The 25,272-nt window shown below is 62.6% G+C and carries 29 protein-coding genes; 15 read left to right on the top strand and 14 right to left on the bottom strand.

Annotation, left to right across the window (positions count from 1 at the left end):
• The first annotated feature begins 188 nt into the window (after nucleotides 1-188).
• Both gyrA and ATY78_RS25325 read left to right on the top strand, forming a co-directional pair.
• Complete coding sequence (gene gyrA, locus ATY78_RS25330; RefSeq protein WP_088685048.1) at nucleotides 189-2,993, top strand: DNA gyrase subunit A; 2,805 nt, start codon at nucleotides 189-191, stop codon at nucleotides 2,991-2,993.
• Between the two features lie 172 nt (nucleotides 2,994-3,165).
• Nucleotides 3,166-5,166: an ABC transporter ATP-binding protein/permease gene (locus ATY78_RS25325; RefSeq protein WP_088685047.1), complete on the top strand. Its 2,001-nt coding sequence runs from the start codon at nucleotides 3,166-3,168 to the stop codon at nucleotides 5,164-5,166.
• A gap of 140 nt (nucleotides 5,167-5,306) precedes the next feature.
• On the opposite strand, the gene ATY78_RS29020 is transcribed toward ATY78_RS25325, so the two are convergent.
• The 3 genes from ATY78_RS29020 to ATY78_RS25320 form a co-directional block, all read right to left on the bottom strand.
• The gene (locus ATY78_RS29020) at nucleotides 5,307-5,441 is read right to left on the bottom strand and encodes a hypothetical protein (protein ID WP_010056528.1); all 135 of its coding nucleotides are present in this window, start codon (nucleotides 5,439-5,441) and stop codon (nucleotides 5,307-5,309) included.
• A 36-nt stretch (nucleotides 5,442-5,477) separates the two neighbouring features.
• The gene (locus ATY78_RS28645; protein WP_190237523.1) at nucleotides 5,478-5,633 is read right to left on the bottom strand and encodes a hypothetical protein; all 156 of its coding nucleotides are present in this window, start codon (nucleotides 5,631-5,633) and stop codon (nucleotides 5,478-5,480) included.
• Between the two features lie 93 nt (nucleotides 5,634-5,726).
• The gene (locus ATY78_RS25320; protein ID WP_088685046.1) at nucleotides 5,727-6,056 is read right to left on the bottom strand and encodes a hypothetical protein; all 330 of its coding nucleotides are present in this window, start codon (nucleotides 6,054-6,056) and stop codon (nucleotides 5,727-5,729) included.
• 105 nt (nucleotides 6,057-6,161) lie between these two features.
• Between ATY78_RS25320 and coaD the strand changes: the two genes are divergently transcribed.
• The 5 genes from coaD (at nucleotide 6,162) to tgt (ending at nucleotide 10,078) form a co-directional block, all read left to right on the top strand.
• Entirely contained in the window at nucleotides 6,162-6,656 is a 495-nt protein-coding gene (gene coaD, locus ATY78_RS25315) for a pantetheine-phosphate adenylyltransferase (RefSeq protein ID WP_088685045.1), read from the top strand.
• A gap of 26 nt (nucleotides 6,657-6,682) precedes the next feature.
• Nucleotides 6,683-7,255: a peptidylprolyl isomerase gene (locus ATY78_RS25310; protein ID WP_088685044.1), complete on the top strand. Its 573-nt coding sequence runs from the start codon at nucleotides 6,683-6,685 to the stop codon at nucleotides 7,253-7,255.
• A gap of 28 nt (nucleotides 7,256-7,283) precedes the next feature.
• Nucleotides 7,284-7,793, top strand: coding sequence for a peptidylprolyl isomerase (locus ATY78_RS25305; protein ID WP_088685043.1), 510 nt, complete (start codon nucleotides 7,284-7,286; stop codon nucleotides 7,791-7,793).
• A 72-nt stretch (nucleotides 7,794-7,865) separates the two neighbouring features.
• Nucleotides 7,866-8,951, top strand: coding sequence for a tRNA preQ1(34) S-adenosylmethionine ribosyltransferase-isomerase QueA (gene queA, locus ATY78_RS25300; protein WP_088685042.1), 1,086 nt, complete (start codon nucleotides 7,866-7,868; stop codon nucleotides 8,949-8,951).
• Nucleotides 8,948-10,078, top strand: a complete 1,131-nt coding sequence (gene tgt, locus ATY78_RS25295; protein ID WP_088685041.1) for a tRNA guanosine(34) transglycosylase Tgt — start codon at nucleotides 8,948-8,950, stop codon at nucleotides 10,076-10,078. The genes queA and tgt overlap by 4 nt, the downstream gene beginning before the upstream one ends.
• Nucleotides 10,079-10,095: 17 nt before the next feature.
• Here the strand turns inward: tgt and ATY78_RS25290 are convergent, their stop codons facing one another.
• The 4 genes from ATY78_RS25290 to ATY78_RS25275 form a co-directional block, all read right to left on the bottom strand.
• On the bottom strand, nucleotides 10,096-10,524 hold the full coding sequence (locus ATY78_RS25290) for a DUF4864 domain-containing protein (protein ID WP_088685040.1): 429 nt from the start codon (nucleotides 10,522-10,524) through the stop codon (nucleotides 10,096-10,098).
• 80 nt (nucleotides 10,525-10,604) lie between these two features.
• Nucleotides 10,605-11,870: a beta-ketoacyl-ACP synthase II gene (gene fabF / locus ATY78_RS25285; protein WP_088685039.1), complete on the bottom strand. Its 1,266-nt coding sequence runs from the start codon at nucleotides 11,868-11,870 to the stop codon at nucleotides 10,605-10,607.
• A gap of 13 nt (nucleotides 11,871-11,883) precedes the next feature.
• Nucleotides 11,884-12,387: a helix-turn-helix domain-containing protein gene (locus ATY78_RS25280; RefSeq protein WP_088685038.1), complete on the bottom strand. Its 504-nt coding sequence runs from the start codon at nucleotides 12,385-12,387 to the stop codon at nucleotides 11,884-11,886.
• A gap of 119 nt (nucleotides 12,388-12,506) precedes the next feature.
• On the bottom strand, nucleotides 12,507-12,695 hold the full coding sequence (locus tag ATY78_RS25275; protein ID WP_088685037.1) for a hypothetical protein: 189 nt from the start codon (nucleotides 12,693-12,695) through the stop codon (nucleotides 12,507-12,509).
• 196 nt (nucleotides 12,696-12,891) lie between these two features.
• Here ATY78_RS25275 and ATY78_RS25270 point away from each other — a divergent pair, with 196 nt between their 5' ends.
• From ATY78_RS25270 to ATY78_RS25245, 6 genes are all read left to right on the top strand, one after another.
• A complete protein-coding gene (locus ATY78_RS25270) occupies nucleotides 12,892-13,287 on the top strand; it encodes a hypothetical protein (protein WP_088685036.1) in 396 nt (131 codons plus the stop codon).
• A 158-nt stretch (nucleotides 13,288-13,445) separates the two neighbouring features.
• Nucleotides 13,446-14,276 carry a metallophosphoesterase gene (locus tag ATY78_RS25265; RefSeq protein WP_088685035.1) on the top strand — a complete coding sequence of 277 codons (831 nt, stop codon included), beginning with the start codon at nucleotides 13,446-13,448 and terminating at the stop codon, nucleotides 14,274-14,276.
• Nucleotides 14,273-15,454: an ABC transporter ATP-binding protein gene (locus tag ATY78_RS25260; RefSeq protein ID WP_088685034.1), complete on the top strand. Its 1,182-nt coding sequence runs from the start codon at nucleotides 14,273-14,275 to the stop codon at nucleotides 15,452-15,454. Before ATY78_RS25265 ends, ATY78_RS25260 begins: the two co-directional genes overlap by 4 nt.
• Entirely contained in the window at nucleotides 15,447-16,370 is a 924-nt protein-coding gene (locus ATY78_RS25255) for a sugar ABC transporter permease (protein ID WP_088685033.1), read from the top strand. The genes ATY78_RS25260 and ATY78_RS25255 overlap by 8 nt, the downstream gene beginning before the upstream one ends.
• Nucleotides 16,367-17,200 (top strand): carbohydrate ABC transporter permease, encoded by an 834-nt coding sequence (locus tag ATY78_RS25250; protein WP_088685032.1) that lies wholly within the window; start codon nucleotides 16,367-16,369, stop codon nucleotides 17,198-17,200. The genes ATY78_RS25255 and ATY78_RS25250 overlap by 4 nt, the downstream gene beginning before the upstream one ends.
• A gap of 26 nt (nucleotides 17,201-17,226) precedes the next feature.
• Entirely contained in the window at nucleotides 17,227-18,492 is a 1,266-nt protein-coding gene (locus tag ATY78_RS25245) for an ABC transporter substrate-binding protein (RefSeq protein ID WP_088685031.1), read from the top strand.
• Nucleotides 18,493-18,565: 73 nt separating this feature from the next.
• Here ATY78_RS25245 and ATY78_RS25240 read toward each other — a convergent pair whose 3' ends face one another.
• Nucleotides 18,566-19,534, bottom strand: a complete 969-nt coding sequence (locus ATY78_RS25240; RefSeq protein WP_088685030.1) for a substrate-binding domain-containing protein — start codon at nucleotides 19,532-19,534, stop codon at nucleotides 18,566-18,568.
• Nucleotides 19,535-19,876: 342 nt separating this feature from the next.
• Here ATY78_RS25240 and ATY78_RS25235 point away from each other — a divergent pair, with 342 nt between their 5' ends.
• Complete coding sequence (locus tag ATY78_RS25235; protein ID WP_088685029.1) at nucleotides 19,877-20,311, top strand: EF-hand domain-containing protein; 435 nt, start codon at nucleotides 19,877-19,879, stop codon at nucleotides 20,309-20,311.
• An 81-nt stretch (nucleotides 20,312-20,392) separates the two neighbouring features.
• Complete coding sequence (locus ATY78_RS25230) at nucleotides 20,393-20,755, top strand: hypothetical protein (protein ID WP_088685028.1); 363 nt, start codon at nucleotides 20,393-20,395, stop codon at nucleotides 20,753-20,755.
• A gap of 34 nt (nucleotides 20,756-20,789) precedes the next feature.
• Here the strand turns inward: ATY78_RS25230 and ATY78_RS25225 are convergent, their stop codons facing one another.
• From ATY78_RS25225 to ATY78_RS25200, 6 genes are read right to left on the bottom strand one after another with little or no spacing between them, the layout of a single operon-like run.
• On the bottom strand, nucleotides 20,790-21,251 hold the full coding sequence (locus ATY78_RS25225) for a DUF411 domain-containing protein (protein ID WP_088685147.1): 462 nt from the start codon (nucleotides 21,249-21,251) through the stop codon (nucleotides 20,790-20,792).
• A 57-nt stretch (nucleotides 21,252-21,308) separates the two neighbouring features.
• A complete protein-coding gene (locus ATY78_RS25220) occupies nucleotides 21,309-21,596 on the bottom strand; it encodes a copper-binding protein (protein WP_088685027.1) in 288 nt (95 codons plus the stop codon).
• 21 nt (nucleotides 21,597-21,617) lie between these two features.
• The gene (locus tag ATY78_RS25215; RefSeq protein ID WP_088685026.1) at nucleotides 21,618-22,097 is read right to left on the bottom strand and encodes a plastocyanin/azurin family copper-binding protein; all 480 of its coding nucleotides are present in this window, start codon (nucleotides 22,095-22,097) and stop codon (nucleotides 21,618-21,620) included.
• Nucleotides 22,098-22,132: 35 nt separating this feature from the next.
• A complete protein-coding gene (locus ATY78_RS25210; protein WP_088685025.1) occupies nucleotides 22,133-23,479 on the bottom strand; it encodes a copper oxidase in 1,347 nt (448 codons plus the stop codon).
• Between the two features lie 14 nt (nucleotides 23,480-23,493).
• Entirely contained in the window at nucleotides 23,494-24,957 is a 1,464-nt protein-coding gene (locus ATY78_RS25205; protein ID WP_088685024.1) for a TolC family protein, read from the bottom strand.
• Nucleotides 24,954-25,181: a hypothetical protein gene (locus ATY78_RS25200; RefSeq protein ID WP_088685023.1), complete on the bottom strand. Its 228-nt coding sequence runs from the start codon at nucleotides 25,179-25,181 to the stop codon at nucleotides 24,954-24,956. The genes ATY78_RS25205 and ATY78_RS25200 overlap by 4 nt, the downstream gene beginning before the upstream one ends.
• Nucleotides 25,182-25,272: the final 91 nt, after the last annotated feature.

Here is a 25,272-nt window from a genome sequence, read left to right as displayed (position 1 = left end):
CGATTGTGGAACGGGGATTTCAATTTGGCAAATATCCCGCGGCGGATTGCCCGATCCGGCCGCGAAACTTCCGTGTTTTACCCTCTTTAGGCCGCAAAAGCCTGTTCAAAACGCGCTCAGAAATTGGCGTGGGAACGGGCTTTCCGCTATAAATCTTCAAGTGATTCTAGAAGAGATCGTGATCTGTTTTGACTGAGCAAACACCCCCCGGCGGCGGGAAGCTCCCGCCAGGCATCGAGCCTATCTCCATCATGGAGGAAATGCAGCGGTCGTATCTCGATTACGCCATGAGCGTCATCGTCAGCCGCGCGCTGCCCGACGTGCGCGACGGCCTGAAGCCTGTGCACCGGCGCATCCTCTACGGCATGTCCGAGCTCGGCATCGACTGGAACAAGAAATACGTCAAATGCGCCCGCGTCACCGGCGACGTGATGGGTAAATACCATCCGCACGGCAATGCCGCGATCTATGATGCGCTCGCCCGTATGGCGCAGCCCTGGTCGCTCAGGCTGCCGCTGATCGACGGCCAGGGGAATTTCGGCTCGGTCGACGGCGATCCGCCGGCGGCCGAACGTTACACCGAATGCCGCCTGGAAAAGGCCGCTCATTCGCTGCTCGACGATCTCGACAAGGAAACCGTCGATTTCCGCGACAACTATGACGGCACGCTCTCCGAGCCGGTCGTGGTTCCCGCCAAATTCCCGAACCTGCTCGTCAACGGCGCCGGCGGCATCGCCGTCGGCATGGCGACCAACATCCCCCCGCACAACCTGTCCGAAGTCATCGACGGCTGCATCGCGCTGATTAACGATCCGGCGATCGAGCTGCCGGAGCTGATGCAGATCATTCCAGGCCCCGATTTCCCGACGGGCGCGAAGATCCTCGGCCGTGCCGGCATCCGTTCCGCCTATGAGACCGGCCGAGGCTCGGTCATCATGCGCGGCGTCGCCGCCATCGAGCCGATGCGCGGCGACCGCGAGCAGATCATCATCACCGAGATTCCCTACCAGGTGAACAAGGCGACGATGATCGAGAAGATGGCCGAATTGGTGCGTGAAAAGCGCATCGAGGGCATTTCCGACCTGCGTGACGAATCCGACCGTCAGGGTTATCGCGTCGTCATCGAGCTGAAGCGCGACGCCAATGCCGAGGTCATCCTCAACCAGCTCTACCGCTACACGCCTTTGCAGACCTCTTTCGGCTGCAACATGGTGGCGCTGAACGGCGGCAAGCCGGAACAGCTGACGCTGCTCGATATGCTGCGCGCCTTCGTTTCCTTCCGCGAGGAAGTCGTTAGCCGGAGAACGAAATTCCTGCTGCGCAAGGCGCGCGAGCGCGCCCATGTGTTGGTCGGTCTCGCCATCGCCGTTGCCAATATCGACGAAGTCATCCGTGTCATCCGCCAGGCGCCAGATCCGCAGTCGGCCCGCGAAGAGCTGATGACGCGCCGCTGGCCGGCGGAAGACGTCGAAAGCCTGATCCGCCTGATCGACGATCCGCGCCACCGCATCAACGAAGACCTGACCTACAACCTTTCCGAAGAGCAGGCGAGGGCCATCCTCGAGCTGCGTCTTGCCCGCCTGACGGCGCTCGGCCGCGACGAAATCGGTGATGAACTCAATAAGATAGGCGAAGAAATCCGGGATTACCTGGATATTCTTTCCTCGCGTATCCGCATCCAGACCATCGTCAAGGACGAGCTCACTGCCGTGCGTGACGAGTTCGGCACGCCGCGCCGCACCGAGATCGTCGACGGCGGCCTCGAAATGGATGACGAGGATCTGATCGCCCGCGAGGACATGGTCGTCACCGTCTCGCACCTCGGCTATATCAAGCGCGTGCCGCTGACGACCTATCGCGCGCAGCGCCGCGGCGGCAAAGGCCGCTCCGGCATGACTACCCGTGACGAAGATTTCGTTAGCCGGCTATTTGTTGTCAATACCCATACGCCGGTTCTGTTCTTCTCCTCGCGCGGCATCGTCTACAAGGAGAAGGTCTGGCGGCTGCCGATCGGCACGCCGACCTCGCGCGGCAAGGCTCTGATCAACATGCTGCCGCTCGAACCGGGCGAACGCATCACCACCATCCTGCCCTTGCCCGAGGATGAGGCGAGCTGGGACAATCTCGACGTCATGTTCTCGACGACGCGCGGCACGGTTCGCCGCAACAAGCTGTCGGACTTCGTTCAGGTCAACCGCAACGGCAAGATAGCCATGAAGCTCGATGAGGAGGGTGACGAAATCCTCTCCGTCGAGACCTGCACGGATCAGGACGACGTCCTGCTGACGACCGCGCTCGGCCAGTGCATCCGCTTCTCGGTCGATGACGTCCGCGTCTTTGCCGGCCGCAATTCGATCGGCGTACGCGGCATCAATCTCGGCGAGGGCGACCGCATCATCTCGATGACGATCGTCGGCCATGTCGATGCCGAGCCGTGGGAGCGTGCCGCCTATCTGAAGCGTTCCGCCGCCGAGCGTCGCGCGACGGGCGTCGATGAAGAGGATATCGCTCTGGTCGGTGAGGAAGTCACCGAGGAGGGACAGCTCTCCGACGAGCGCTATGAGGAGCTGAAGGCGCGCGAGCAGTTCGTGCTCACCGTCTCCGAAAAGGGCTTCGGCAAGCGCTCCTCTTCTTACGATTTCCGTATCTCCGGCCGTGGCGGCAAGGGCATCCGCGCCACCGACACCTCGAAGACGGGCGAGATCGGCGAACTGGTGGCGGCTTTCCCGATCGATGACGGCGACCAGATCATGCTCGTTTCCGATGGCGGCCAGCTGATCCGCGTGCCGGTCGGCGGCATCCGGATCGCCAGCCGCGCCACCAAGGGCGTCACCATTTTCTCGACGGCCAAGGATGAAAAGGTCGTCTCCGTCGAGCGCATCAGCGAGCCGGAAGAGGATGAGACGGAGGAGACGGCCGACGTCGCCGGCGGCGGCGCTCCCGACGACGCGCCGACTGCCGAGGGCAACCCGGCAGGGCCTGGCGAAGAGTGATCAAAGGAATGGGCGGCTTCGAGCCGCCCTTTTCTTTTGAAGGGGCCAAGCCACGAATAGAAAAAGCAATTTCCTATTATGCCGGCTCCGACAATTCGGTTCTTCGACGGCCTTCCCGCCCATCTTCGGCGCTGTCGTGAAACCTTTTGATTTTTAAGCCGTTATTGCGCTTATGACCGACGCTAGATTGAAACCGAAATCGGTCGACGGCACCAGGCCGAACGGTGCCGAGAAGCCGCACCAAGAGAAGGCATCGACTGACGAAGTCGCGCCGCCGCCAGATGTCATCGAACCCGATCCGAAGCTGACGCCCGAGGAGGCCGAAAAGGCGCGGAAGAAATATTTGCTGAAGCGCTTTTGGATCAGTGCGCGCGGCTACTGGGGTGGCCGCGGCGATGGCTTCGCCTGGCCGTGCTGCATTGGCTTGCTGGTCATGATCGTCATGAATGTCGGATTCCAGTATGGGATCAATCGCTGGAACCGCGGGATTTTCGATGCCATTGAGCGGCATGATGCCGGCACCGTCTATTATCTGAGCGCCGTCTTCCCGCCGCTCGTGCTCGGAAGCGTCGCTCTCGTCACTGCCCAGGTCTACGTTCGCATGATGATCCAGCGGCGCTGGCGCCGGTGGCTGGCGACTGCGCTCATTGCGCGCTGGCTTGCCAACGGCCGTTATTATCAGCTGAACCTCATCGGCGGCGACCATAAGAACCCGGAGGCGCGTATCTCGGAGGATCTGCGGATCGCGACCGAATCTCCCGTCGATTTCCTCGCCGGCGTCACCTCCGCATTCCTGTCGGCCTCCACCTTCATCGTGGTGTTATGGACGATCGGCGGCGCCCTGACCCTGCCGATCGGCGGATCGACCATCACCATTCCCGGCTTTCTCGTCGTCACCGCGGTGCTCTACGCCGTCATCACGTCGACGACGATCGCAGTCATCGGCCGGCATTTCGTCCAGGTGTCCGAAGTCAAGAACCAGATGGAAGCGGAGTTTCGTTATACGCTGACGCATGTGCGCGAAAACGGCGAGAGCATCGCGCTTCTCGGCGGCGAAGAGGAAGAGCGCAACGATCTCGACAAGACGTTCGGCAATGTGCTGCGGCAATGGGCGCTGCTCGCCCACCAATATATGCGCACGACCTTCGTCTCGCATGGGTCCATGCTGATTGCGCCCGTCGTACCGGTTCTGCTGTGCGCACCGAAATTTCTCGAGGGCAGCATGACGCTGGGGGAGGTCATGCAGGCTGCCTCTGCCTTCGCCATCGTTCAGTCCGCCTTCGGATGGCTGGTCGACAATTACCCCCGCCTTGCCGATTGGAACGCCTGCGCGCGGCGCGTCGCTTCGCTGATGACGTCGCTCGATGGGCTGGAGCGGGCCGAACAGAGCGATTCTCTGGGGCGCATCAAACATGGCGAGACGGGAAGCGATGCGATGCTGAGCCTCAACGATCTCTCCGTGTCGCTGGACGACGGCACAGCCGTGGTCAAGGAAACCCGGGTCGAGATCGAACCGGGCGAACGGGTGCTCGTCGCCGGCGAATCCGGGTCGGGCAAGAGCACGCTGGTGCGCGCGATTTCAGGTCTTTGGCCGTGGGGACACGGCAGCGTCGATTTCCGCACCGACAGGCGATTGTTCATGCTGCCGCAACGGCCCTACATCCCCTCCGGCACGCTTCGCCGCGCCGTCGCTTATCCCCGTGCTGCCGATGGATGGCCGCTGGACGAAATCAAGGCGGCCCTCGACAAGGTGGGGCTCGATTATCTGAATGAGAGGATCGAGGAAGAGGCGCCGTGGGACCAGATCCTGTCTGGCGGCGAAAAGCAGCGGCTCGCCTTTGCGCGTCTCCTCTTGCACAATCCCGATATCATCGTGCTCGATGAAGCAACGTCGGCGCTCGATGAGAAGAGCCAGGACAAGATGATGGACATGGTGATCCGGGAATTGCCGAAGGTGACCATCATCAGCGTCGCGCATCGCGCCGAGCTGGAGGCCTTCCATAGCCGCAAGATCACCTTGGAGCGTCGCGAGGGCGGCGCAAAGCTGGTCAGCGATATCGACCTTATTCCACGCGAGAGAAAACGGAACGTACTTTTGCGCCTTCTGGAGGACCGGCGCTCGCTGCCGAAAGGCAGCCTGACTTTAGGTAAAGCCCCTCAAAATAAGACCTGAAATTCGCCTGGCTGGAGGATTTGGTGAACCTGTTGGCGCCGGCCAGAAAAAAGCCGGACGCTTGGTGCATCCGGCTTTGAATGGCCCTGGCGATGGAAGGGTGTCGCTCCAGGGTGGGAAGAGATTGGAAGAGCGGATTGTCAGAATGCGCTATGTTTCTCGTTCAGCGCCTTCACCTCTTCGCCTTCGCGCCTGAGCGCGGAGATCGTCGAGGCCACGGACACTATGAACATGACGCTGATGAGGGCTGTGAGCACTGTCAAGATCGTGAACATAGGCATTCCTTTCCTGGGGAGTTGCGTTCTCGCCCCTCAGTACTGGCCCAGCACGGCCGTCCGGGCCGAAGCATAGGGACCATAAACCTTGGAGGTATCGACCTTCTGATCATAGAGCGCGACGGTTGCGGTCAGCATGCCCGTGACCATTGCGATCCAGAGCACGTTAATCATCGTAATCTTGCCGGGCATCTGCAGTCCTTCCTGGCGCGCTTGTCGCATCTATGTGTCGGTTGAATGAACGCATCCGTCTGAAATTGGTTCCGCCGGATGTTGAGCGGGTGTTTACCAAGCCCGATCTGAAGCGACTTTGAATGTCTCGTTCATCTGGCGTTCAGATTCGAAGCTCGTTTTTTGGCGCGACTGGCCCCGTGCTGCGCGCACGATCGCCGCATGCTCGGCAAGTTCCGGCCGTACCCAGTTCACCTCATAACGATCGGCGAAATAGCCATAGGCCATCTCGGCGGCGAGAGAGGATATAACGGCTAGTGCAACGAGCACGATCAACATGGATTTGGTCTTTCCGGGAGCGCCGGATGCCGGAATGGCATCCGCCGACTTGATGATCCGATCTAAGCGGATTGCGTCTGAAACGGCCTTGAACGGCACATTCATCCATCGTTCAGCCGCCGGGAGCGGCCGGCCAAATCACTTGCGGCCAAATTACTTGCGGCAAGGCGGCATCCATGACAAAAGGCGTCAAACCAACGGCCGGGTCAGATGACGACAGCTTTTTATCCGGGGTCCTTCGACCCGATCACCAACGGACATGTGGATGTTCTGGTTCAGGCGCTGAATGTCGCCGAGAAGGTCATCGTTGCGATCGGCATTCATCCCGGCAAGGCGCCGCTCTTCTCCTTCGAGGAGAGAGCCGAGCTGATCCGCCATTCGCTGGCCGAGGCGCTGCCAGGCAAGACCGGGGACATATCAGTCGTCGCCTTCGACAATCTGGTCGTCGATGCCGCCCGCGCCCACGGCGCCTCGCTTCTGATCCGCGGCCTTCGCGACGGCACCGACCTCGATTATGAAATGCAGATGGCCGGCATGAACAGGACGATGGCGCCGGATATTCAGACCATCTTTTTGCCCGCCGGAACGGCGTCGCGGCCCATTACCGCCACATTGGTCCGCCAGATCGCCGCCATGGGCGGCGATGTCAGTGCCTTCGTGCCGGCCGCCGTCTTGCAAGCCCTCACATCCAAGCGCCAAAACTAGGCGGAAATCGCCGCAACGGAGCTCATATGAAACTCTTTTATCTCGCATTTGCCGGCGTGCTGTATCTCGCCTCCTTCGCGGGGGATGCCTTCGCCCAATCGGCCGACCACTACCTCACCATCCAGCTGAAGAACGGCCCGGTCGTCATCCAGCTCATGCCTGATGTGGCGCCGAAGCATGTCGCCCAGATCGAGGCGCTGGCAAAGAAGGGCGAATATGACAACGTCGCCTTCCACCGCGTCATCGAAGGCTTCATGGCCCAGACCGGCGACGTCAAATACGGCAATATGGAAAAGGGCTTCGATGCCAGCCTCGCCGGCACCGGCTCTTCCGATCTGCCCGACATTCCGGCTGAATTCTCCAAGACGCCGTTCGTGCGCGGCACGGTCGGCATGGCCCGCTCGCAGGATCCGAATTCCGCCAATTCGCAGTTCTTCATCATGTTCGCCGACGGTTCCTTCCTCAACGGCCAGTATACCGTGGTCGGCAAGGTCGTTTCCGGCATGGAGAATGTCGACAAGATCAAGCGCGGCGAAGGCCAGAACGGCGAAGTCAAGAATCCCGACCGGATGATCAAGGTCACTCTGGGCAAGAAGTAAATTACGAGAGAAACAAGAGGAGAAGACAATGGCCGAGATCAAGGATCCCGAAAACACCATCATTCTGGAAACCACCAAGGGCAAGGTTGTCATTCAGCTTCTGCCGCAGGTCGCCCCGGAGCATGTCGCCCGCATCAAGGAACTCGCCCGCGAGAAGGCCTATGATGGCGTCGTCTTCCACCGCGTCATCCAGGATTTCATGGCCCAGACGGGCGATGTCGAATTCGGCAAGAAGGGCTCGGAAACCTTCAATCCCGGCCGTGCCGGCATGGGCGGCTCTTCCAAGCCGGACCTGAAGGCTGAATTCTCCGCCACCCCGCATGTGCGCGGCACCTGCTCGATGGCGCGTTCGCAGAACCCGAACTCGGCCAACTCTCAGTTTTTCATCTGCTTCACCGATGCTCCCTGGCTGAACAAGCAGTATTCCGTCTGGGGCCAGGTCATCGAAGGCATGGACAACGTCGACAAGATCAAGCGCGGCGAGCCGGTTTCCGATCCGGACTCGATCGTCTCGCTGCGGGTTGCCGCCGACGTCTGATTGTGATTTCTGCTGAAACCCGCCCTTGCGCGAGAGCGCGGGGCGGGTTTCGCTTTGCCTGAAAGTGCCACTATGCGCGTAGACCTTTTCGATTTCGACCTGCCGGATGAACGCATCGCGCTGCGGCCCGCCGAGCCGCGCGACAGCGCACGCCTTCTGGTCGTCGATCCCAATGCGGCGGAGAGCCTTTCGGATCATCGCGTCGGCGATCTGCCGTCGTTCCTGCGGGCCGGCGACGCGCTTGTATTCAACGACACCAAGGTCATTCCGGCCCAGCTCGAAGGCATCCGCTACCGCGAGGGCGCCGGCGGCCAGCAGATTTCCGCGACGCTGCACATGCGCGTCGGCGCGAGCCGCTGGAAAGCCTTCGCCAAGCCCGGCAAACGCATCAAGGAAGGTGATCGCATCTCCTTCGGTCATTCCGGCGAAAGCTGCTTTCTCGGCTCGCTTGACGCCACCGTCGAGGAAAAGGGTGAGGCCGGCGAAGTCACGCTCGCCTTTGACCTTTCCGGCCCGGCCCTGGACGAGGCGATCGCCGCCGTCGGCCATATTCCGCTGCCGCCTTACATCGCCGCCAAGCGGCCGGAGGATGAGCGCGACCGCGCCGACTACCAGACCATCTATGCCCGCGAGGAGGGCGCTGTCGCCGCTCCAACCGCCGGCCTGCATTTCACGCCTGATTTGTTCGAGGTGCTCGACAAGGCCGGCATCGAGCGCCATTTCGTCACGCTCCACGTCGGCGCCGGCACTTTCCTGCCTGTGAAGGCCGATGATACCGCCGATCACAAGATGCACCTCGAAAGCGGCTATGTCAGCGCTGAGGTCGCTGCGAGGCTGAATGCCGTGCGGGAGAGGGGCGGGCGCATCATCTGCGTCGGCACGACCTCGCTGCGGCTGATCGAGAGCGCCGCGGAAGAGACGGGAGAGATCAAGCCCTGGGCGGGCGCGACCGGCATCTTCATCACGCCGGGCTACCGCTTCAAGGCGGTCGATATCCTGATGACGAATTTCCATCTGCCGCGTTCGACGCTGTTCATGCTGGTCTCGGCCTTTTCAGGTTTCGAGACCATGCACGCGGCCTACAAACATGCCATTTCGACAGGCTACCGCTTCTATTCCTATGGCGACGCCAGCCTTCTTTTCCGGAAAGACCAATGACCGAGACCTTCCAATTTACCTTGAAGAAGACCGATGCCGGCGCACGCCTCGGTGAAATCTCCATGCCGCGCGGCAATATCCGCACGCCGGCCTTCATGCCGGTCGGCACTGTCGGCACTGTTAAGGCCATGTATCTCGACCAGGTACGCGAGACCGGCGCCGACATCATCCTCGGCAACACCTACCACCTGATGCTGCGCCCGACGGCCGAGCGTGTCGCCCGTCTCGGCGGCCTGCACAAGCTCATCCGCTGGGAGCACCCGATCCTGACGGACTCGGGCGGTTTCCAGGTCATGTCGCTGTCTGGTCTGCGCAAGCTCGATGAGCAGGGCGTTACCTTCAAGTCGCATGTCGACGGCAGCCTGCATCATATGTCGCCGGAGCGCTCTATAGAAATCCAGGGGCTGCTCGGTTCCGATATCCAGATGCAGCTCGACGAATGCGTGGCGCTGCCGGCCGAGCCGAAGGAGATCGAGCGCGCCATGGAAATGTCGTTGCGCTGGGCTGAGCGCTGCCGGGTCGCCTTCGGCGAGCAGCCCGGCAAAGCGATGTTCGGCATCGTCCAGGGCGGCGATATCCCGGCGCTGCGTGTCCGTTCGGCCGAGGAGCTCACCAAGCTCGATCTGAAGGGTTATGCCGTCGGCGGTCTTGCGGTTGGCGAGCCGCAGGAAGTGATGCTGAACATGCTGAAGGAGACGCTTCCCGTCCTGCCCTTGGAAAAGCCGCGTTACCTCATGGGCGTCGGCACGCCAGACGATATCCTGAAATCGGTCGCCCGTGGCATCGACATGTTCGACTGCGTCATGCCCACCCGTTCCGGCCGCCATGGCCTGGCCTTCACCCGCCGCGGCAAGGTCAATATCCGCAACGCCCGCCATGCCGAGGATATGCGCCCGCTCGATGAACAATCGAACTGCCCGGCCTCGCGCGATTATTCGCGCGCCTATCTGCACCATCTCGTCCGCTCCAACGAGGCGCTCGGCGGCATGCTGCTCTCCTGGAACAATCTCGCCTATTACCAGGAACTGATGCAGGGCATCCGCAAGGCGATCGCCGAGGGCCGCTTCGCCGATTTCATGGCGGAGACGCAGGAGGAGTGGGCGAGGGGCGATCTGGAACCCGTGTAATCCCGAGTGGGCGCTGCTTAGATGCCTTTGCTGTCGGCATCCGGCATGATCTGCACACCGTTGATCCGGTAGCTGCCGTCGGGCTGCCGGGTGATCTGGTAGATCGCCGTCCAATCCTTGCCGTCGCGGCCGGAGATCAGCACCTCATGATAGATCAGCGCGCCGTTGTCGATCGAGCGGCTGCGCCCGAAGGCGTAGTTGCCGGGATGGTAGACGGGCTCGTAGCTCTTTTTCACCATCGCGAAGAACAGGTTTTTGTCGGGGTACATCGCCTTGATGCCGGGGGCGGCGAAGGAATAGGCGGTCTCGGCATCGTCCTGAAGGAAGGCTTTGATCTGCTCCTCGATCATCGTCCGCGTCGTGTCGATCGGGTCTTCGGCGCGAGCCGAGAGAGGAGAAAGGGCGGACGCGGCACACAGAATGAGAACTGCGAAGAAAGCGCGCATGGTTGATCTCCGGCTCCATCGGGGAGTGAGCCCCGATGGAGTGGAAGTGTAGGCCAATTTCAGCGCAAGAAAAGCGGACTTTACGACCAACGCCGGAAGAGGGCGCTGGCATTGACGCCGCCAAAGCCGAAACCGTTGGTGATGGCATAGTCCATCGCCAGCGGCCGCGCCATCTTGCCGACGATATCGATGCCGTGGGCGTCAGGATCAGCTTCATCCAGATTGCGGGTCGGCGGCGCGATCTGGTCGCGCAGCGCGAGAATGGTGAAGATTGCCTCAAGCCCGCCGGCAGCGCCGAGCAGATGGCCGGTCGCCGACTTCGTGGCACTGACGGCGATGCCGCCATTGCGGCCGAAGACCGTGCCGATCGCCGCGATCTCACCTTTGTCACCGACCGGTGTCGAGGTCGCATGCGCATTGAGATGCTTGACCTCGGAAGCCGGAATCTTCGCCTGCCGGAGTGCTGCTTCCATCGCGCGCCGCGCGCCGTCGCCGTCCTCGGGGCCTGACGTCATGTGATAGGCATCAGCCGCCGTGCCGTAACCGACGAGTTCTGCGAGCGGCTTGGCGCCGCGGGCAAGTGCATGCTCCAGCGTTTCGATGACGAGGATGCCGGCGCCTTCGCCCATGACGAAACCGTCGCGCGCCGTGTCGAAGGGCCGCGAAGCAAGCTCCGGCGTCTCGTTAAAGCCGGTGGAAAGGGCACGCGCCGCCGCAAAGCCGCCGAGGCTTACCTTGTCGATGCAGGCCTCGGCGCCGCCGCAGATCGCCACCTCAGCTTCACCGGAGCGGATCAGCCGCGCCGCATCGCCGATCGCCTGGACGCTGGCCGCACAGGCCGTCACCGGCGCTCCGAGAGGCCCTTTGAAGCCGTAGCGGATGCTGACCTGACCGGCGGCGAGGTTGACGAGGAAAGAGGGCACGGTAAAGGGCGACAGCCGCCGTACCCCACGGGTTTCGCCGATCCGCACCGCCTCGGCGATGGCCGGAAAGCCGCCGACACCGGAGGCGATGATCGTTGCCGTGCGCTCGCGTTCGCCTTGGTCGGCCGGCGTCCAGCCGGCCTGCTTCACCGCTTCCTCCGTCGCCGCCATGGCGAACTGGATAAAGCGGTCCATCTTCTTCTGGTCCTTGGGCGGCACATACCGGTCCGGGTCGAAGCCGGCCTGCGCATCCTCCGCGATGCCGGGGACGACACCGCCGACCTTGGCCGAAAGCTCGCCGACGACATTGTCTGCCAGCACTCTCAGACCCGAAGCGCCGTCGAGGAGATGTTTCCAGGCGGGCTCGACGCCCGTGCCGAGTGGCGAGACAAGTCCCATGCCGGTGACAACGATCCGATCCATTCCACTTTCCTTTCTATGCGTCGATGCCGAGATACCAGGCGCGCATGCGGGCGATCCGCTCGCGCGCTTCGTCGTCGGCGGCTGGACCTGCAAGCAGGCTGGTGTTTTCGGGTGTTACTTCTTCTCCGGTTTGCGCGTCGACCAGCATCGTCCGACGCTCTCTGCCGGAGGCGTCGCCGAGCAGGAAGGCGAGATCCTCTTCCGGAATGTGACGGCTTCCCCAGGAAAACAGCGCCATGAGGACAGGGAAGAAATCGCGGCCCTTTTCCGTCAGCACATATTCGTAGCGGGCAGGGCGCTGATGGTAGAGACGCCGTTCGAACAGCCCTTCATCCGTTAGATGCTTGAGCCGCCGGGTGAGAATGTTCGGCGCCACGCCGAGGCTCTTCTGGAATTCGTCGAAGCGCGACAGCCCATGAAAGGCATCGCGCAGGATCAGGATGCTCCACCAATCGCCGACGCTGTCGAGCGCGCGCGCCGCCGGGCATTTGAAGTCGCTGAAGCTCGTTCGTTGCATGATGATAGTCACTACATCAGTGACTATCATCATGCAAGTTACTATCTAGCGTCGTCTTCGAAAAGCTGGGCGAGCAGGATGTTCGCGAATGAAGTGCGGAAGCGCCGCCCGCTGAACGCTCAGGCGAAGCCGAGCGGGAGGTTTTCCAGTTTCCGGTCGGCGCCATAGTCGCGCTCATGGGGCGAGCGTCGGCGGACGTGATGGCGGCTGGAAAGATCGATCCGGTTTTCGGCAAAGATTCCATCGGCATAGGTGCCGGTGTCATGGCAATCTGCGTCGATCTTCGGGGCAAGGATTTTCAGGATCATCGGGCTTCCTCCGAGGCGTACCGTCAACATTCGGACAGGTCGATTGGTTCCATTTATAAATCCTGAATTATTAATAAATTAACCATAAGCGACGCAGAGCGCGCATTTCACTCGGCCGCCGTCACGGCGTCGAAGGTGTCTCGATGGAACTCCGAACCTTGCCCACCGTTGATGTCGATGAGCACAGGAGGTTTCCATGCAACTGACAGACACTCGGGTGACACAGGCCGACGGCTTCCTCACCGTCGAATTCCTGGGCGAGGGAGGAGAATCGGTTTCCGTCAGGATCGACAATTCCAATGGCGAGCTCGATGAGAAAACGGCGGTGGATCACGCCAAGGTCATGATGGTTCAATTGACGGCCTTTACGGGGCCCGGCACCGACGGCAGCGTCAACCGCTACGATGCCTTGAGCAACGGCAACTTCGATGAGGGCAGCCGGGGCCTGACCGGCCAGGCCAGCGCGCGCTCGAGTAAAGATCGGGAAACGCTGGAGGACGAACTCGAGGAGGGGCTTGAGGATACGTTTCCGGCGAGCGACCCGGTTTCGGCAACGGTTTCGTCCATCCCCGCCAGCGCTCCGCGGCGCTGATCTGCGGACGGCAGGTCTGCCCGCATGACAGTTTGATGTCGAAACTGAAAAACAGCTGAAAACCGCCAGCACCTGTTTGACATGGGAGCCTTCTAGAGAGGGCCCGAGAAGGAAGCGTACATGCCGCGCTTCCAAGGTCTCGGAGACGCTTGCGCCCCATGAAAATCATTCAGATCACCGACACCCATTTCAGCCCGAACAAGCCGCATTTCAACGGCAATTGGGCGCCGCTTCTGAGCTGGATCGAAGGGACAGGCGCCGATCTGATCGTCCATACCGGTGATCTCACCGTCGACGGAGCCGACAAGGACGAGGACATCACCTTCTCGATGGATCTCATGCGTCAGGTGTCGATCCCGATGCTGATCGTCCCCGGCAATCACGACGTCGGCCATTTCAGGGAATCCGATCAGCCCGTCAATGCCGAGCGGCTCGCGCGTTGGCGCAGCCTTGCCGGCGACGACCGTTGGCTCGAAGATGCGGCCGGCTGGCGTTTCGTCGGATTGAACTCGCTGCTTCTCGGTCACGAGGACGAGGAGGAGGAAAGCCAATTCGAATGGCTCGCCAAGGCGCTTTCCGAAAGGGCTGGGCGGCGCGTGGCGCTTTTCGCCCACAAGCCGCTGTTCGTCGATGCTTCCGACGAAGGCGATACCGGATATTGGAGCGTTCGTCCCACGCAGCGCCGGCGGCTCTATGATCTGATCGCGGCCCATGACGTGGCGCTTTTCGCGAGCGGCCATCTTCACTGGGCCTGGCAGGGGCGTTTCGGCAATACCGCGCTGACATGGGGTCCCTCGGCCGCCTTCATCATCGACAAGATGGAGCGGGAAATGCCGGGCGAACGCCTGATCGGCGCCGTCATCCATGAATTCGATGCATCGGTCGCAAGCACGATCGTCGCCGTTCCCGGCATGACCGCGCATGTGCTCGATGATGTCGTGCAGGAAGTCTATCCCCAGGCGGTCAAGCAGCGGGAGCCCGCCGAATGAGCGCGCTCTCGCTTCGCGGCATCACCAAGGCCTTCGGTGGCAACCACATTCTGAATGGCGTCAGCCTCGACGTCGAACCTGGCGAATTCATCGCCTTGGTCGGCCCCTCCGGCTGCGGCAAGAGCACCCTGTTGCGCGTCCTCGCCGGCCTCGACCATGCCGATAGTGGCGAGATCCTGATCGGCGGGAAAGATATGTCCGGGGTCGCGGCCGCCGACCGCAACATCGCCATGGTCTTTCAGTCCTACGCCCTCTATCCGCATCTGACGGCCTCTGAGAACATCGCCGTGCCGCTGGCGATGCGCCGGCTGTCGACGACGCAGCGGCTGCCATTCATCGGCTCGTTGATGCCGGGCCAACGCGCGATCCGCGCGGCGATCGCCCGCGACGTCAGGGAAATGGCGACATCGCTGAAAATCGAACACCTGCTGGACCGCAAGCCCGGCCAGATGTCCGGCGGCCAGCGCCAACGCGTGGCGCTCGCCCGCGCCATGGTGCGCCGGCCGAGCATCTTCCTGATGGACGAGCCGCTGTCCAACCTCGACGCCAATCTGCGCGTCCATGCCCGCGGCGAGATCGTCGATCTGCATCGCCGCGCCGGCGTGCCGACGCTCTACGTCACTCACGACCAGGCGGAAGCACTGTCGATGGCCGACCGCGTCGCCGTAATGATGGGCGGCCGGTTGCTGCAGATTGCAAGCCCTGAGGTCATCTATGACGATCCTGCCCATGTCGAGGTCGCCCGTTTCATCGGCCAGCCGCGCATCAATCTGCTGCCGGCGGAAGCCGAGGGCGGCGTGGTTGCCTTCGGCGACCAGCGCCTGACACTGGAAAACCCGCCTGCCGGCAAGATTCCGGTGACGCTCGCCATTCGCCCCGAGTTCGTCGCTGTCGAGCGGAGCCGCCAGGACGGGCTTGCCGCCCGGATCGAACGAGTCGAGTTCCTGGGCTCGGAGGTCATCCTCTACTGCCGCCTCGATGCGATCGGCGAGACCGTGATCGCCAAGGTTCAGCCGCCCGAAGCCGCGGGCCTCGCCGCCGGTGATCCGGTCGGGCTGCTGCTTGCCACAGGCCGGACGATGGCCTTCGCCAAGGACGGCAGCCGGCTGGCCGCTCGCGCCGAGGCCGCCAATGGGCTCGCCGCGGGCGACATCGCGCGGGAGAGGGCGCATGGCTAGCGTCGTCTCCATGGCCATGCCAGCCAATCCCGCCGTTGCGCATCGACGCAGCGAGGCCCGCATCGCCTGGATGTTGGTGCTGCCGGCGATCGTGCTGCTGTTCCTCTTCGTGCTTTTGCCGGTCGCGGCTGTCATCTTCCTCGGCTTTACCGATTTCGAACTCGGCTACGGCAAGTTCCGTTTCGTCGGCTTCGAGAACTACGCCCACCTGATCACCGACCGCACATTCCGCAAGTCGCTGTGGAATACGACGGTCTATACGGCGATCGTCGCGCCCGTCTCGATCCTTCTCGGCCTCGGCATCGCCATGTTGATCGAGAGCGAGACCGCCGCGCGCAGCTTCTTCCGCACCGCTTATTTCTTGCCGGTCGCCTCGCTGATCGTCGCCATGGCGACCGTCTGGCAATACATGTTTCATCCCACAATCGGCCCGATCAATGCGCTTCTGGCATTGGCGGGATTGCCTGGCTCGAACTGGCTCGGCAGCTCCGGCACGGTGCTTTACAGCCTCTCGATCATCGGCGTCTGGCAGTCGGCGGGCTTCAGCATGGTGCTGTTCCTGGCCGGGCTGACCGCGATCCCGCGCGAGCTTTACGCAGCCGCCGAAGTGGACGGCGCCAGATCCGCCCTCGATCGCTTTCTGCTCGTCACCTGGCCGATGCTCGGACCGACCACGCTCTTCGTCATCACCATCAGCATCACCAACGCCGTGAAGGTCTTCGAGACGGTCAAGACACTGACGGAAGGCGGCCCGAACAAGGCGTCGGAGGTGCTGCTCTTCACGATCTACCAGGAAGGCTTCGTCTACCTGCGCGTCGGCTACGCCTCGGCGATGACCGTCGTCTTTCTGCTGATCCTCGTGGTGCTGATGTTCCTGCAGTACCGCATCCTCGATCGGCGGGTGCATTACACATGACGAGCGCTTTTTCCCTCGGCCGGATTATCCGCCTGACGCTGCTTTCCCTCGGCGCGATCATCTTCCTCTCGCCCTACGTCTTCATGATTTCGGCGGCGGGCAAGGCGCAGAGCGATATTTTCACTTCGTCGCTGTCGTTGATCCCGGCGCACTTCGCCTATGCGGAGAATTTTGCCAAGGCCCTGAGCCGGGTGCCGATGGCACGGCTCCTGTGGAACGGCGTCGTCGTCTGCGGGCTGATCTTCTTCTTCCAGGTGCTGGTGGCGATCCCTTGCGCCTATGCCATGGCGAAGCTGCGTTTCGGCGCGGCGCGCGCCATGATGGTGCTGGTCATGCTCGGCCTGCTTGTGCCGATCCATGCCACCGCCTTGCCGCTCTATGTCGCCTTCGACCGCGCCTCGCTGCTCAACGGCTACGCCGCCCTCGTTGCGCCTTTCACCATTTCGGTCTTCGCGATCTTCATGTTCCTGCAGTTCTTTCGCGCCATGCCGGATGACCTCATCCATGCCGCGCGTCTCGACGGCATGTCGGAGCTCGGCATCGTCGCCCGCGTCATCGTGCCGAATGCCTGGCCGGCCGTCACCGCCTTCGCCATCTTCTCGGTCGTCGCGCACTGGAACGATCTCTACTGGCCGCTGGTCGTCATCAGCAAGCAGGATTACGCCACGCCGCCGCTTGGGCTGATGTATTTCCGCGCCGCCGAAGCCGGCGACGATTACGGCGCGCTGATGGCCGCCACCCTCATGATTACCCTTCCCCTCGTCGCCGCCTTCCTGCTTGCGCAGAAGCGTTTCGTCGAGGGCATCACCATGACCGGTCTCAAAGGCTGACCGGCTTCAACCCAGGAGAACGAGCGATGAAACATATCACCCAGCTTCTCGCCGCAGCGGCCGTATCCTTGGCAATCGCGCTTCCCGCGCATGCCGAGACGACGCTGACGGTTCATTACCCGATGCCGGGCTTCTTCAAGGACGTAATGGACACGATCTCCAAGAAGTTCATGGCGGAAAACCCCGACATCAAGATCCAGTTCGCCAGCCCGTCCGCGACCTATGAGGAAGGCATCCAGACGATCCTTCGCCAGGCCGGCACCAGCGAAATGCCCGACATCACCTTCATCGGCCTCAACCGCCTGCGTATGCTCGACGAGCGCGACGTCGCCGTCGATCTCGGCCCGCTCGTCCAGAAGGACGGCAACATGGCCGAACAGGGCTTCTCCGACACGATCCTCAAGCTCGCCCAGGTCAAGGGCAAGCAGGTCGGTCTCGCTTTCGCCACGTCCAACCCGATCATGTATTACAACGCCGATCTCGTGAAGGCAGCCGGCGGTAATCCCGACAATCCGCCGAAGACCTGGGACGAGGTCATCGCGCTCGGCGGCAAGATCAAGGCGCTCGGCAATGGCGTCGACGGCATCGATTTCCGCTGGCAGGGCGACGACTGGATGTTTTCCGCGCTGCTCTTCGGCGCCGGCGGCAAGATGCTGAGCGACGATGAAAGCAAGGTCGCCTTCAACGGTCCGGAAGGCCAGAAGGCCGTCGAAGTCCTGCATCGTCTCGCCACCGAAGGCGGGATGCCCGTCTTCACCAAACCTGCCGGTGAGCAGGCCTTCGCGGCCGGCAAGGTCGGCTTCGAATTCCAGACGACGGGCGCGCTGCGCAACACGATCAAGAACGTCGGCAACAAGTTCGATCTGCGCACCGCCAAGATCCCGCTGATCGATCCGGTGAACGGCCGCCTGCCGACGGGCGGCAACGCGGTCGTCATCCTGACGCACGACGCCGCCAAGCAGGACGCCGCCTGGAAGTTCGCCAAATTCGCCGCAGGCCCTTATGGCGCCTCGGTGGTCGTGCCGGGCACCGGTTATGTCCCGAACAACGAGCTTGCCGCCAAGTCGCCCGAATATCTCGGCGATTTCTACAAGCAGAACCCGCTGTTCCAGGCAGGCCTCAGCCAGATGCCGGTGATGATCCCCTGGTATGCTTTCCCCGGCTCCAACGGCGTCAAGGTCACGCAGACGATCGTCGACAATCTCTCGCGCATCGTCGACCAGTCGGCCGATCCGAAGGAAGCGCTTGACGACGCGGCCGCCGATGTCGAGGGCATGCTGCCGCGCAGCTGATCGGCTTCCCCGCAGGCAACAGGACAGGGGCCGCCACGCCAAGCGCGTGGCGGCCTCTTCTTTTCCTGGCATTTCAGATGGTGCGCACCGTGCCGCCGCGGCGAAGCGTATAGGCGACGTCGAGATGGCGGGCAGGGGCGGCATTCTCCGCCATGTCGAGAAGCAGGGAGGCGGCCGTCGCGCCCATGCTGGCATCCGGCATTTCGATCGTCGTCAGCGGCGGATCGATCAGCCGGCCGATGGCGATGCCGTCGAAGCCCGCGACCGAAACATCCCCCGGCACCGACAGCCCCTCGCGCTTCAGCGCGCCGATAACGCCGAGCGCAAGGAGATCGTTGGAGGCGATGATCGCCGTCGGCAAAAGCGAATTCATCGCCGCGTGGAGATCGAGCTGGTCATAGCCGCCGACGAAGGAGATCTGGATCGCATCGAGCGGTGTCAGGCCGTTTTCTGCCATGGCGTCGAGATAGCCCTGGTAGCGAAGACGGGCGCGGTCGGAGGCAGCGAAATTACCGGAGAGAAAGAGAATGTGACGATGGCCCATGCCGATCAGGAAGCTCGTGATCTCGCGGCCGGCGCCGCGGTTGTCGGCGGTAACAGCCGCCGGAAACTGCGCCGTCGGCAGGTTGTTGAGAAGCACGGTCGGCGGCAGCCTGGCAAGCAGCGCCTCGCTGGTCGATGGATCGCAGACGGTCAGGATCAGCCCGGTCGGCCGGTCGTTCAGGAGTGCGGCGACGGCATCGGCCTCGCGTGCCGGATCGTAATTCGACTGGGCGATCAGAACACCGTGGCCGGCCACCAGCATGCGGTTCTGAATGCTCGACAGCGACGAGGCGAAGACCGGATTGGTGATGCTCGGGATCAGCACGCCGACCACCGGCCGGCGACCGGGCCGCCCGGCGGAGTGATAGCCGAGTTCGGCTGCGGCGCGGCGCACCTTGCGCACCATCAGCTCGCTGGCGGGCCCGTTGCGGTTGAGAACGCGGCTTGCGGTCGCCAGCGAGCAACCTGCCCGGAATGCGACCTGCTCCAAAGTCGCCATCGAAAACGCCTCCTGGTGACAGTATCGAGGCGCAATCCTTTAGGTGGGTTCGATGACAGTGATCTGACACTCGCTCACCGCTCAGGAGCGCCGTTTGACCACACGCACTTTCATTTTCGACACGATCAAGCGGGCGAAGGCGCCAGGCGAGCCCAAGTGTCGGGGCCGCAATGTTTTGACCTGAATCAAGGACGTTTACGACGAGCGGGCAGATGATCGCACTATCGCCACGGCTGCATATGGGAGGATCGCTCGATGGCTGCGTTCACCGGACACGGCTCCGAAATTCCGCCACCCAGTTCGGGGACAGGCGGATGCAGACCAAGCGAAAGGAGAAACGACATGAGAACGACAAGAATTGCAGCCGCGGTCTTGCTGGCCGCGGCGATCGCCGGCGGCAGTGCGGGACTTGCCATCGCACAGACGAGCGGGGCAGATCCGCATCATCCCGCGAATGGATCTGAGGGTGCCTCGCCCGCGGGAACGGAGGCGACGACCGGACAGGACCAAGAGGCCATGCCCGGTTCCGGCTCGATGCCCGGCGGAATGATGGGACGAGGCATGATGATGCGGCCGGGCATGATGGGCGGCATGCCGCCGATGGGCATGCGCGGACAGGTGATGAAGATCATGTTTGCGATCGCCGACGCGGATGGGGATGAGGCACTGTCCTTCGAGGAGGTGACAGCTATCCACAAGCGCATTTTCGATAGTGTCGACGCCAACGGGGACGGCAAGGTTACGCGCGAGGAGATGCAGGCGTTTTGGCGGCCGTAATCGGGGTTCGCAGTTTACCGGCAGTCGCGGTACCTCCTGGAATATGATAGGTTGAAAGAGCATTGACCGCGGGAGGGGGAGATGCGCCGGATCCTTCTGTCTCTGATCCTTTGTGTCCAGTCCGCATCGATGTCGGCCGCATCAGGCGTCTTTTACACGACTGCGTTCGACGGCAGCCGGTCGGTGAGCCTCAGTCTGGCCGAGGGCTGGCCGGCCGACGATCCCGCCTTCGATTTCGACGTCGTCATCACGCTATCGGAAATCGACCGCGGCGGGGTCGTGTTCTATCAGGACGGAGGAAGGCACGAGGCAAGCGTGCGCTGCGTTTCGCCTGCCACCGTGCGCGTGAATTCCACCGAACATGCCGTCGACGTTTCGGCCCGGCCGGCAACCGATTGGAAGCACGATCTCTGGGCGAGGCTATGCACCGCTCCGGCTTTCTGACCGGTGGTATGGCGCGGCCCGATCGCTCGCGGCGTCAACCTTTGCGCGGACGGATCTCCATGAACAAGTAGGGTGCTCCGGCGCCGGAGGGGATGGCGTAGACGTCATAGGACGCTTGCGGGTCGTCGCCCATCCCCAATGAGCCAGGCGGCATGCCCGGCACGGCCAGCCCCCTGACCGGTGGTCGCTCCCGCAGCAGGCGCTGGACGGCTTCGAGCGGCACATGCCCCTCGATGTAATATTCTTCGACCACGGCGGTGTGACATCCCTCCAGGTCGGCGGGCACACCCAGCCGCGCCTTGACGGCGGCAAGGTCGTCGGTATCGCGGGTGTCGACGGAAAATCCTGCCGCAGCCATCGCCTTCGACCACTCATGACAGCAGCCGCAGTTGGGGTCCTTGTAGACTGTCATCTTCGCCGGCGCGGCGGCGAGGGCCCAGCCGCCGGGGAACGCCAGGGCGGAAGTCGCCAGTGCAATGAAGCTTCTTCTATGCATCATCTCCACTCCTCGTTCGCTGCCGCCCGGACGCGGAGCCGGGCGGCAGGAGTTCAGCTACTTGACGTTAGTGACGGTCAGCTTGCCATTCACCCGTTCGGCGACGAACTCGATGCTCGAACCTTCCTTCAGCTTGTCGATGAGAGCCGGATCTTCGACCCGGAAGACCATCGTCATGGCGGGCATGTCGAGGTTTTTCAGGTCCTCGTGCTTGATGGTGACCTTCTTCGCCTTGGCGTCGACCTTGTTGACGACGCCTTTGGTAAACTCCTCGGCGAGCGCCCCGAAGGCCGCGCTGACGGAGAGCAGGGCGGCTAGACTGATTTTGATCATCGCAGTTTTCATATTCGTGGCTCCTTGTTGGGATTATTTCCCGGCGACGCTGACGTCGCCGTGCATGCCGGCTTCGTAGTGGCCGGGGATCAGGCAGGCGAACTTGAACTCGCCGTCGGTCGTGAACTTCCAGACGATCTCGCCGGATTGACCGGCCGGAAGGCGGATGGAATTGGCGTCGGCATGTTCCATTTCCGGAAACTTCTCCATGACCTTCTTGTGCTCCAGGATCTTGTCTTCCTGATCGAGCACGAATTCATGGTCGACGGTTCCGGCGTTCTTGATCGCGATCTTGACCGTCTGTCCCTTGCGGACGTTGAAGACCGCAGGAATGAACAACATCTTCCCGTCGTCGGTTTCCTTCATCGTGACGCGGATGGTCTGCGTCGCCTTGGCCTTGTCGCCGGGCTCTCCGACAGCCATTTTTTCGCCGTGACCGCCGGCATGGTTGCCGGAGGCGAGGGCAGGAGTTGCAAGCGCGGCAAGCGCCAATGCCAATATGAGGTTTTTCATGCGTAGATCCTTCTTTTGACGTGGGAGGTTGGGCCTCAGCCGTTCGTCGGCTTCGGTGTAATCTGCGTCTTCGCGTCCTTGGCCTTGGTTGCGTCCGGCAACTCGCCGGTCCACTCCCAGGCCTGCGTTCCCGGCGGGTTTTCGTACCAGCCGGGATCGGAGTAATCGTCCGAGGAGATCCCCTCGCGGACTTTCACGACCGAGAACATGCCGCCCATCTCGATCGGTCCGTGCGCCCCCCAGCCGGTCATCATCGGAAGCGTGTTCTCGGGAATGGGCATTTCCATTTCGCCCATGTCGGCCATGCCCTTGGTGCCCATCGGCATGTAATCCGGCTGAAGCTTCCTGATCTTCTCTGCAACCTTGGACTTGTCGGCCCCGATGAAGGTCGGAATGTCATGACCCATGGCGTTCATCGTGTGGTGCGACTTGTGGCAATGGATCGCCCAGTCGCCGAGGTATTTCGCATCGAATTCGTAGGCGCGCATGGCGCCGACGGGAATGTCGATGCTCACCTCGGGCCACCGTGCTTCCGGCCGCACCCAGCCGCCATCCGTGCATGTCACCTCGAAGTCATAGCCATGCATGTGGATCGGATGGTTCGTCATCGTCAGGTTGCCGACACGCACGCGCACTCGGTCATTCCTGGAAACGACGAGCGGGCTGATGCCGGGAAAGACGCGGCTGTTCCAGCACCACATGTTGAAGTCGGTCATTTCCATGACCCGCGGCACGTAGGAGCCCGGATCGATGTCGTAGGCATTGAGCAGGAAGACGAAATCGCGGTCGACGCGCATGAGCGCCGGGTCCTTGGGATGGACGACGAAGAAGCCCATCATGCCCATCGCCATCTGCACCATCTCGTCGGAATGCGGGTGGTACATGAAGGTGCCCGATTTCACGAGGTCGAACTCGTAGACATAGGTCTTGCCGACCGGAATGTGCGGCTGCGTCAGCCCGCCGACGCCGTCCATGCCCGATGGCAGGATCATGCCGTGCCAGTGGACCGTCGTGTGTTCCGGCAGCTTGTTGGTGACGAAGATGCGGACCCGGTCGCCTTCGACCGCCTCGATTGTCGGACCCGGGGACTGGCCGTTGTAGCCCCAGAGATAGGCGGTCATGCCTTCGGCCATCTCGCGTTCGACCGGCTCGGCGATGAGGTGGAACTCCTTGACGCCGTTGTTCATCCGATGCGGAAGCGTCCAGCCGTTGAGGGTGACGACCGGCTGGTAGTCCGGGCCGGTGGTCGGGTGGAGCGGCGGCTGCATGTCCGCCGATTCCATCGTCGGGGCGTCGGGCAGGCCCATCGCCGAGGTCTTCGTCCAGGCGCCGGCCGCCAGCAAGGCCGCACTTGCGCCGAAGAGTTGTCGTCTGTTGAACATGGTGAGTTCCTTTCTCAATGACCGCCGCTGCCGCCGCCGGAGGCAGCGGCGACGTCCGTCTCTTCAGACGCGCTGGCCGCGCCGCCGCCGTAGATCGCCGGCGCGAGATTGGCCTCGGCGAGCCAGAAGTCGCGCTTGGCGTTGACGGAGAGCAGAATGGAATTGATCTTGTCGCGGGTGTCGGCCAGCAGCTCGAAGGTGTTGGAGATCATGCCGTTGTAGGTCAGCAGGGATTCCTCCTCGACCTTGGTGCGCAGCGGCACGACATTGTTGCGGTAGTGCCGCGCGATGTCGTAGTTCGAGCGATAGGCCTCATATGCGGAGCGTGCTTCCGAGCGGACGTTCACCGCCTTCTCCGCAAGCAGGTTCGCCGCGCGCATATATGCCACTTCGGCCTTGCGCATCCGGGCCTTGCCGGTGTCGAAGATCGGGATTGCGAATTCCAGCTCGACCTGGCCGGTCGTTCTGGTGGTCTTTTCGTCGTCCTCGATTTCCCGTTCCGTCTCGAAGCCCGTCAGAATTTCGAGATCTGTGACATAGCGCGTCGCTTCGGTGAGCCCGTAGGACTTGGCTGTCGCCTCCAGTTCGAGCTTCGCCACCTGAAGGTCGATGCGGCTCCTCAGAGCTTCGGCCTCGATGGTATCGCGTTTGACGACGGACTTGGGCAGCGGCGGCAGGCTGTTCGGGATCTGGTAGTCCAGATCCGATCCCCAGAGCCCCATCAGCCGCGTCAGCTCCTCCTTGGCGAGGCGTGCCGAAAGGCGGGCCTTCGCCGTCTCGCCGGCGAGTTCGGCGACGAAGACATGTTCGCGCGCCTGGGCGCCCTTGGTCATCGCACCGGTCTCGCCAAGTTTTTCCGCAAGTTCGGAAGCGGCGTCCGCCGTCGCCTGGGCGCGCCGGAGCTGCCCGACGTTTTCCCAGGCCGCCACCGCCCCGATCCAGGCACGCCGCGTATCGGCGGCAACCTCCAGCGTTTTCACAGCGGCGGTCAGTTGCGCCTGCCGGAAACGGGTGTCGGCGATCGCCACATCCCGGTTCCGCGTCACAAGCGCCAGGATGTTCGTCGCGATCATCCCTTCGATGGTCTTGAACGCCTCCAGTTCCGGCGTGCCCATGCCGGTCGTACCGATGGAAACGGTCGGGTTGATGAGCATCGTCGACTGCCAGGCATCGGCCGCGCTGTCCCCGAGATCGGCGTAGGCGGCCTGGAGGCCCTTATTGTTGAGCAGGGCGATCTGGACGGCCGTCTCGACGTCGAGGACTTTTCTTCGCGCGAGCAGGCTTTTGACCTCGGCGGCGGCCGACCGGGCCTGATGCTGGTTCTGGATCCAGACCGTCTGCTTCGCCGTCGCGATGGCCGTCTTGTCGGCAACGGAAGCGAAGCCTGCTTGCTTGCCGGAATATTCGGCGCCCGTGACGCAGCCGCTCAGCGCCAGTGGGAACGCCAGCACGGCCGTCAGTTTTCCAAGGCCGATCATGGGGTGTCTCCTTTCGCGGGAGACTGCAGATCGTTCTGTCTGCGCCATGGTTTGGGATCGACGGGCTGCCTGGCGACATAGCCCGAAACCGGCGACCGATATGCGGTCGGGCGCGGCGACGGCTGTTCGACCGCGGCGGAAGATGCCACCACGTCGGGAGGAAGCGTGGATGCGCAGCCGCCGATGACAAGCGGCAGCCCCACCACGAAAAGCGAGGGTTTCATTATGAAATTTCCGAATGAGAGATAACCTTGCGGGCGCTCGCCTGGAGTCAGGCGGGGACCGAATGGACCCGATCGAGCGGGCGCGTCTCTA

This window comes from Rhizobium sp. R635, from assembly GCF_002211285.1.
Taxonomy (GTDB): Bacteria; Pseudomonadota; Alphaproteobacteria; order Rhizobiales; family Rhizobiaceae; genus Rhizobium.
Note: the sequence above shows the minus strand (reverse complement) of the source record. Positions and strands in the feature narration are given on the sequence as shown.

What these genes read in the sequence shown, in the direction of transcription:
- ATY78_RS25205 (WP_088685024.1), bottom strand. Translation starts at nt 24,957, where the DNA reads ATGATCGGCCTTGGAAAACTGACGGCCGTGCTGGCGTTCCCACTGGCG.
- coaD (WP_088685045.1), top strand. Translation starts at nt 6,162, where the DNA reads ATGACGACAGCTTTTTATCCGGGGTCCTTCGACCCGATCACCAACGGA.
- ATY78_RS25210 (WP_088685025.1), bottom strand. Translation starts at nt 23,479, where the DNA reads ATGTTCAACAGACGACAACTCTTCGGCGCAAGTGCGGCCTTGCTGGCG.
- ATY78_RS25230 (WP_088685028.1), top strand. Translation starts at nt 20,393, where the DNA reads ATGCGCCGGATCCTTCTGTCTCTGATCCTTTGTGTCCAGTCCGCATCG.
- ATY78_RS25215 (WP_088685026.1), bottom strand. Translation starts at nt 22,097, where the DNA reads ATGAAAAACCTCATATTGGCATTGGCGCTTGCCGCGCTTGCAACTCCT.
- ATY78_RS25320 (WP_088685046.1), bottom strand. Translation starts at nt 6,056, where the DNA reads ATGAATGTGCCGTTCAAGGCCGTTTCAGACGCAATCCGCTTAGATCGG.
- ATY78_RS25325 (WP_088685047.1), top strand. Translation starts at nt 3,166, where the DNA reads ATGACCGACGCTAGATTGAAACCGAAATCGGTCGACGGCACCAGGCCG.
- fabF (WP_088685039.1), bottom strand. Translation starts at nt 11,870, where the DNA reads ATGGATCGGATCGTTGTCACCGGCATGGGACTTGTCTCGCCACTCGGC.
- ATY78_RS25305 (WP_088685043.1), top strand. Translation starts at nt 7,284, where the DNA reads ATGGCCGAGATCAAGGATCCCGAAAACACCATCATTCTGGAAACCACC.
- ATY78_RS25220 (WP_088685027.1), bottom strand. Translation starts at nt 21,596, where the DNA reads ATGAAAACTGCGATGATCAAAATCAGTCTAGCCGCCCTGCTCTCCGTC.
- ATY78_RS25290 (WP_088685040.1), bottom strand. Translation starts at nt 10,524, where the DNA reads ATGCGCGCTTTCTTCGCAGTTCTCATTCTGTGTGCCGCGTCCGCCCTT.
- ATY78_RS25240 (WP_088685030.1), bottom strand. Translation starts at nt 19,534, where the DNA reads ATGGCGACTTTGGAGCAGGTCGCATTCCGGGCAGGTTGCTCGCTGGCG.
- ATY78_RS29020 (WP_010056528.1), bottom strand. Translation starts at nt 5,441, where the DNA reads ATGTTCACGATCTTGACAGTGCTCACAGCCCTCATCAGCGTCATGTTC.
- ATY78_RS25200 (WP_088685023.1), bottom strand. Translation starts at nt 25,181, where the DNA reads ATGAAACCCTCGCTTTTCGTGGTGGGGCTGCCGCTTGTCATCGGCGGC.
- ATY78_RS25225 (WP_088685147.1), bottom strand. Translation starts at nt 21,251, where the DNA reads ATGCATAGAAGAAGCTTCATTGCACTGGCGACTTCCGCCCTGGCGTTC.
- ATY78_RS28645 (WP_190237523.1), bottom strand. Translation starts at nt 5,633, where the DNA reads ATGCCCGGCAAGATTACGATGATTAACGTGCTCTGGATCGCAATGGTC.
- ATY78_RS25310 (WP_088685044.1), top strand. Translation starts at nt 6,683, where the DNA reads ATGAAACTCTTTTATCTCGCATTTGCCGGCGTGCTGTATCTCGCCTCC.
- ATY78_RS25255 (WP_088685033.1), top strand. Translation starts at nt 15,447, where the DNA reads ATGGCTAGCGTCGTCTCCATGGCCATGCCAGCCAATCCCGCCGTTGCG.
- ATY78_RS25275 (WP_088685037.1), bottom strand. Translation starts at nt 12,695, where the DNA reads ATGATCCTGAAAATCCTTGCCCCGAAGATCGACGCAGATTGCCATGAC.
- ATY78_RS25235 (WP_088685029.1), top strand. Translation starts at nt 19,877, where the DNA reads ATGAGAACGACAAGAATTGCAGCCGCGGTCTTGCTGGCCGCGGCGATC.
- ATY78_RS25265 (WP_088685035.1), top strand. Translation starts at nt 13,446, where the DNA reads ATGAAAATCATTCAGATCACCGACACCCATTTCAGCCCGAACAAGCCG.
- ATY78_RS25270 (WP_088685036.1), top strand. Translation starts at nt 12,892, where the DNA reads ATGCAACTGACAGACACTCGGGTGACACAGGCCGACGGCTTCCTCACC.
- ATY78_RS25260 (WP_088685034.1), top strand. Translation starts at nt 14,273, where the DNA reads ATGAGCGCGCTCTCGCTTCGCGGCATCACCAAGGCCTTCGGTGGCAAC.
- ATY78_RS25280 (WP_088685038.1), bottom strand. Translation starts at nt 12,387, where the DNA reads ATGCAACGAACGAGCTTCAGCGACTTCAAATGCCCGGCGGCGCGCGCG.
- queA (WP_088685042.1), top strand. Translation starts at nt 7,866, where the DNA reads ATGCGCGTAGACCTTTTCGATTTCGACCTGCCGGATGAACGCATCGCG.
- ATY78_RS25250 (WP_088685032.1), top strand. Translation starts at nt 16,367, where the DNA reads ATGACGAGCGCTTTTTCCCTCGGCCGGATTATCCGCCTGACGCTGCTT.
- ATY78_RS25245 (WP_088685031.1), top strand. Translation starts at nt 17,227, where the DNA reads ATGAAACATATCACCCAGCTTCTCGCCGCAGCGGCCGTATCCTTGGCA.
- tgt (WP_088685041.1), top strand. Translation starts at nt 8,948, where the DNA reads ATGACCGAGACCTTCCAATTTACCTTGAAGAAGACCGATGCCGGCGCA.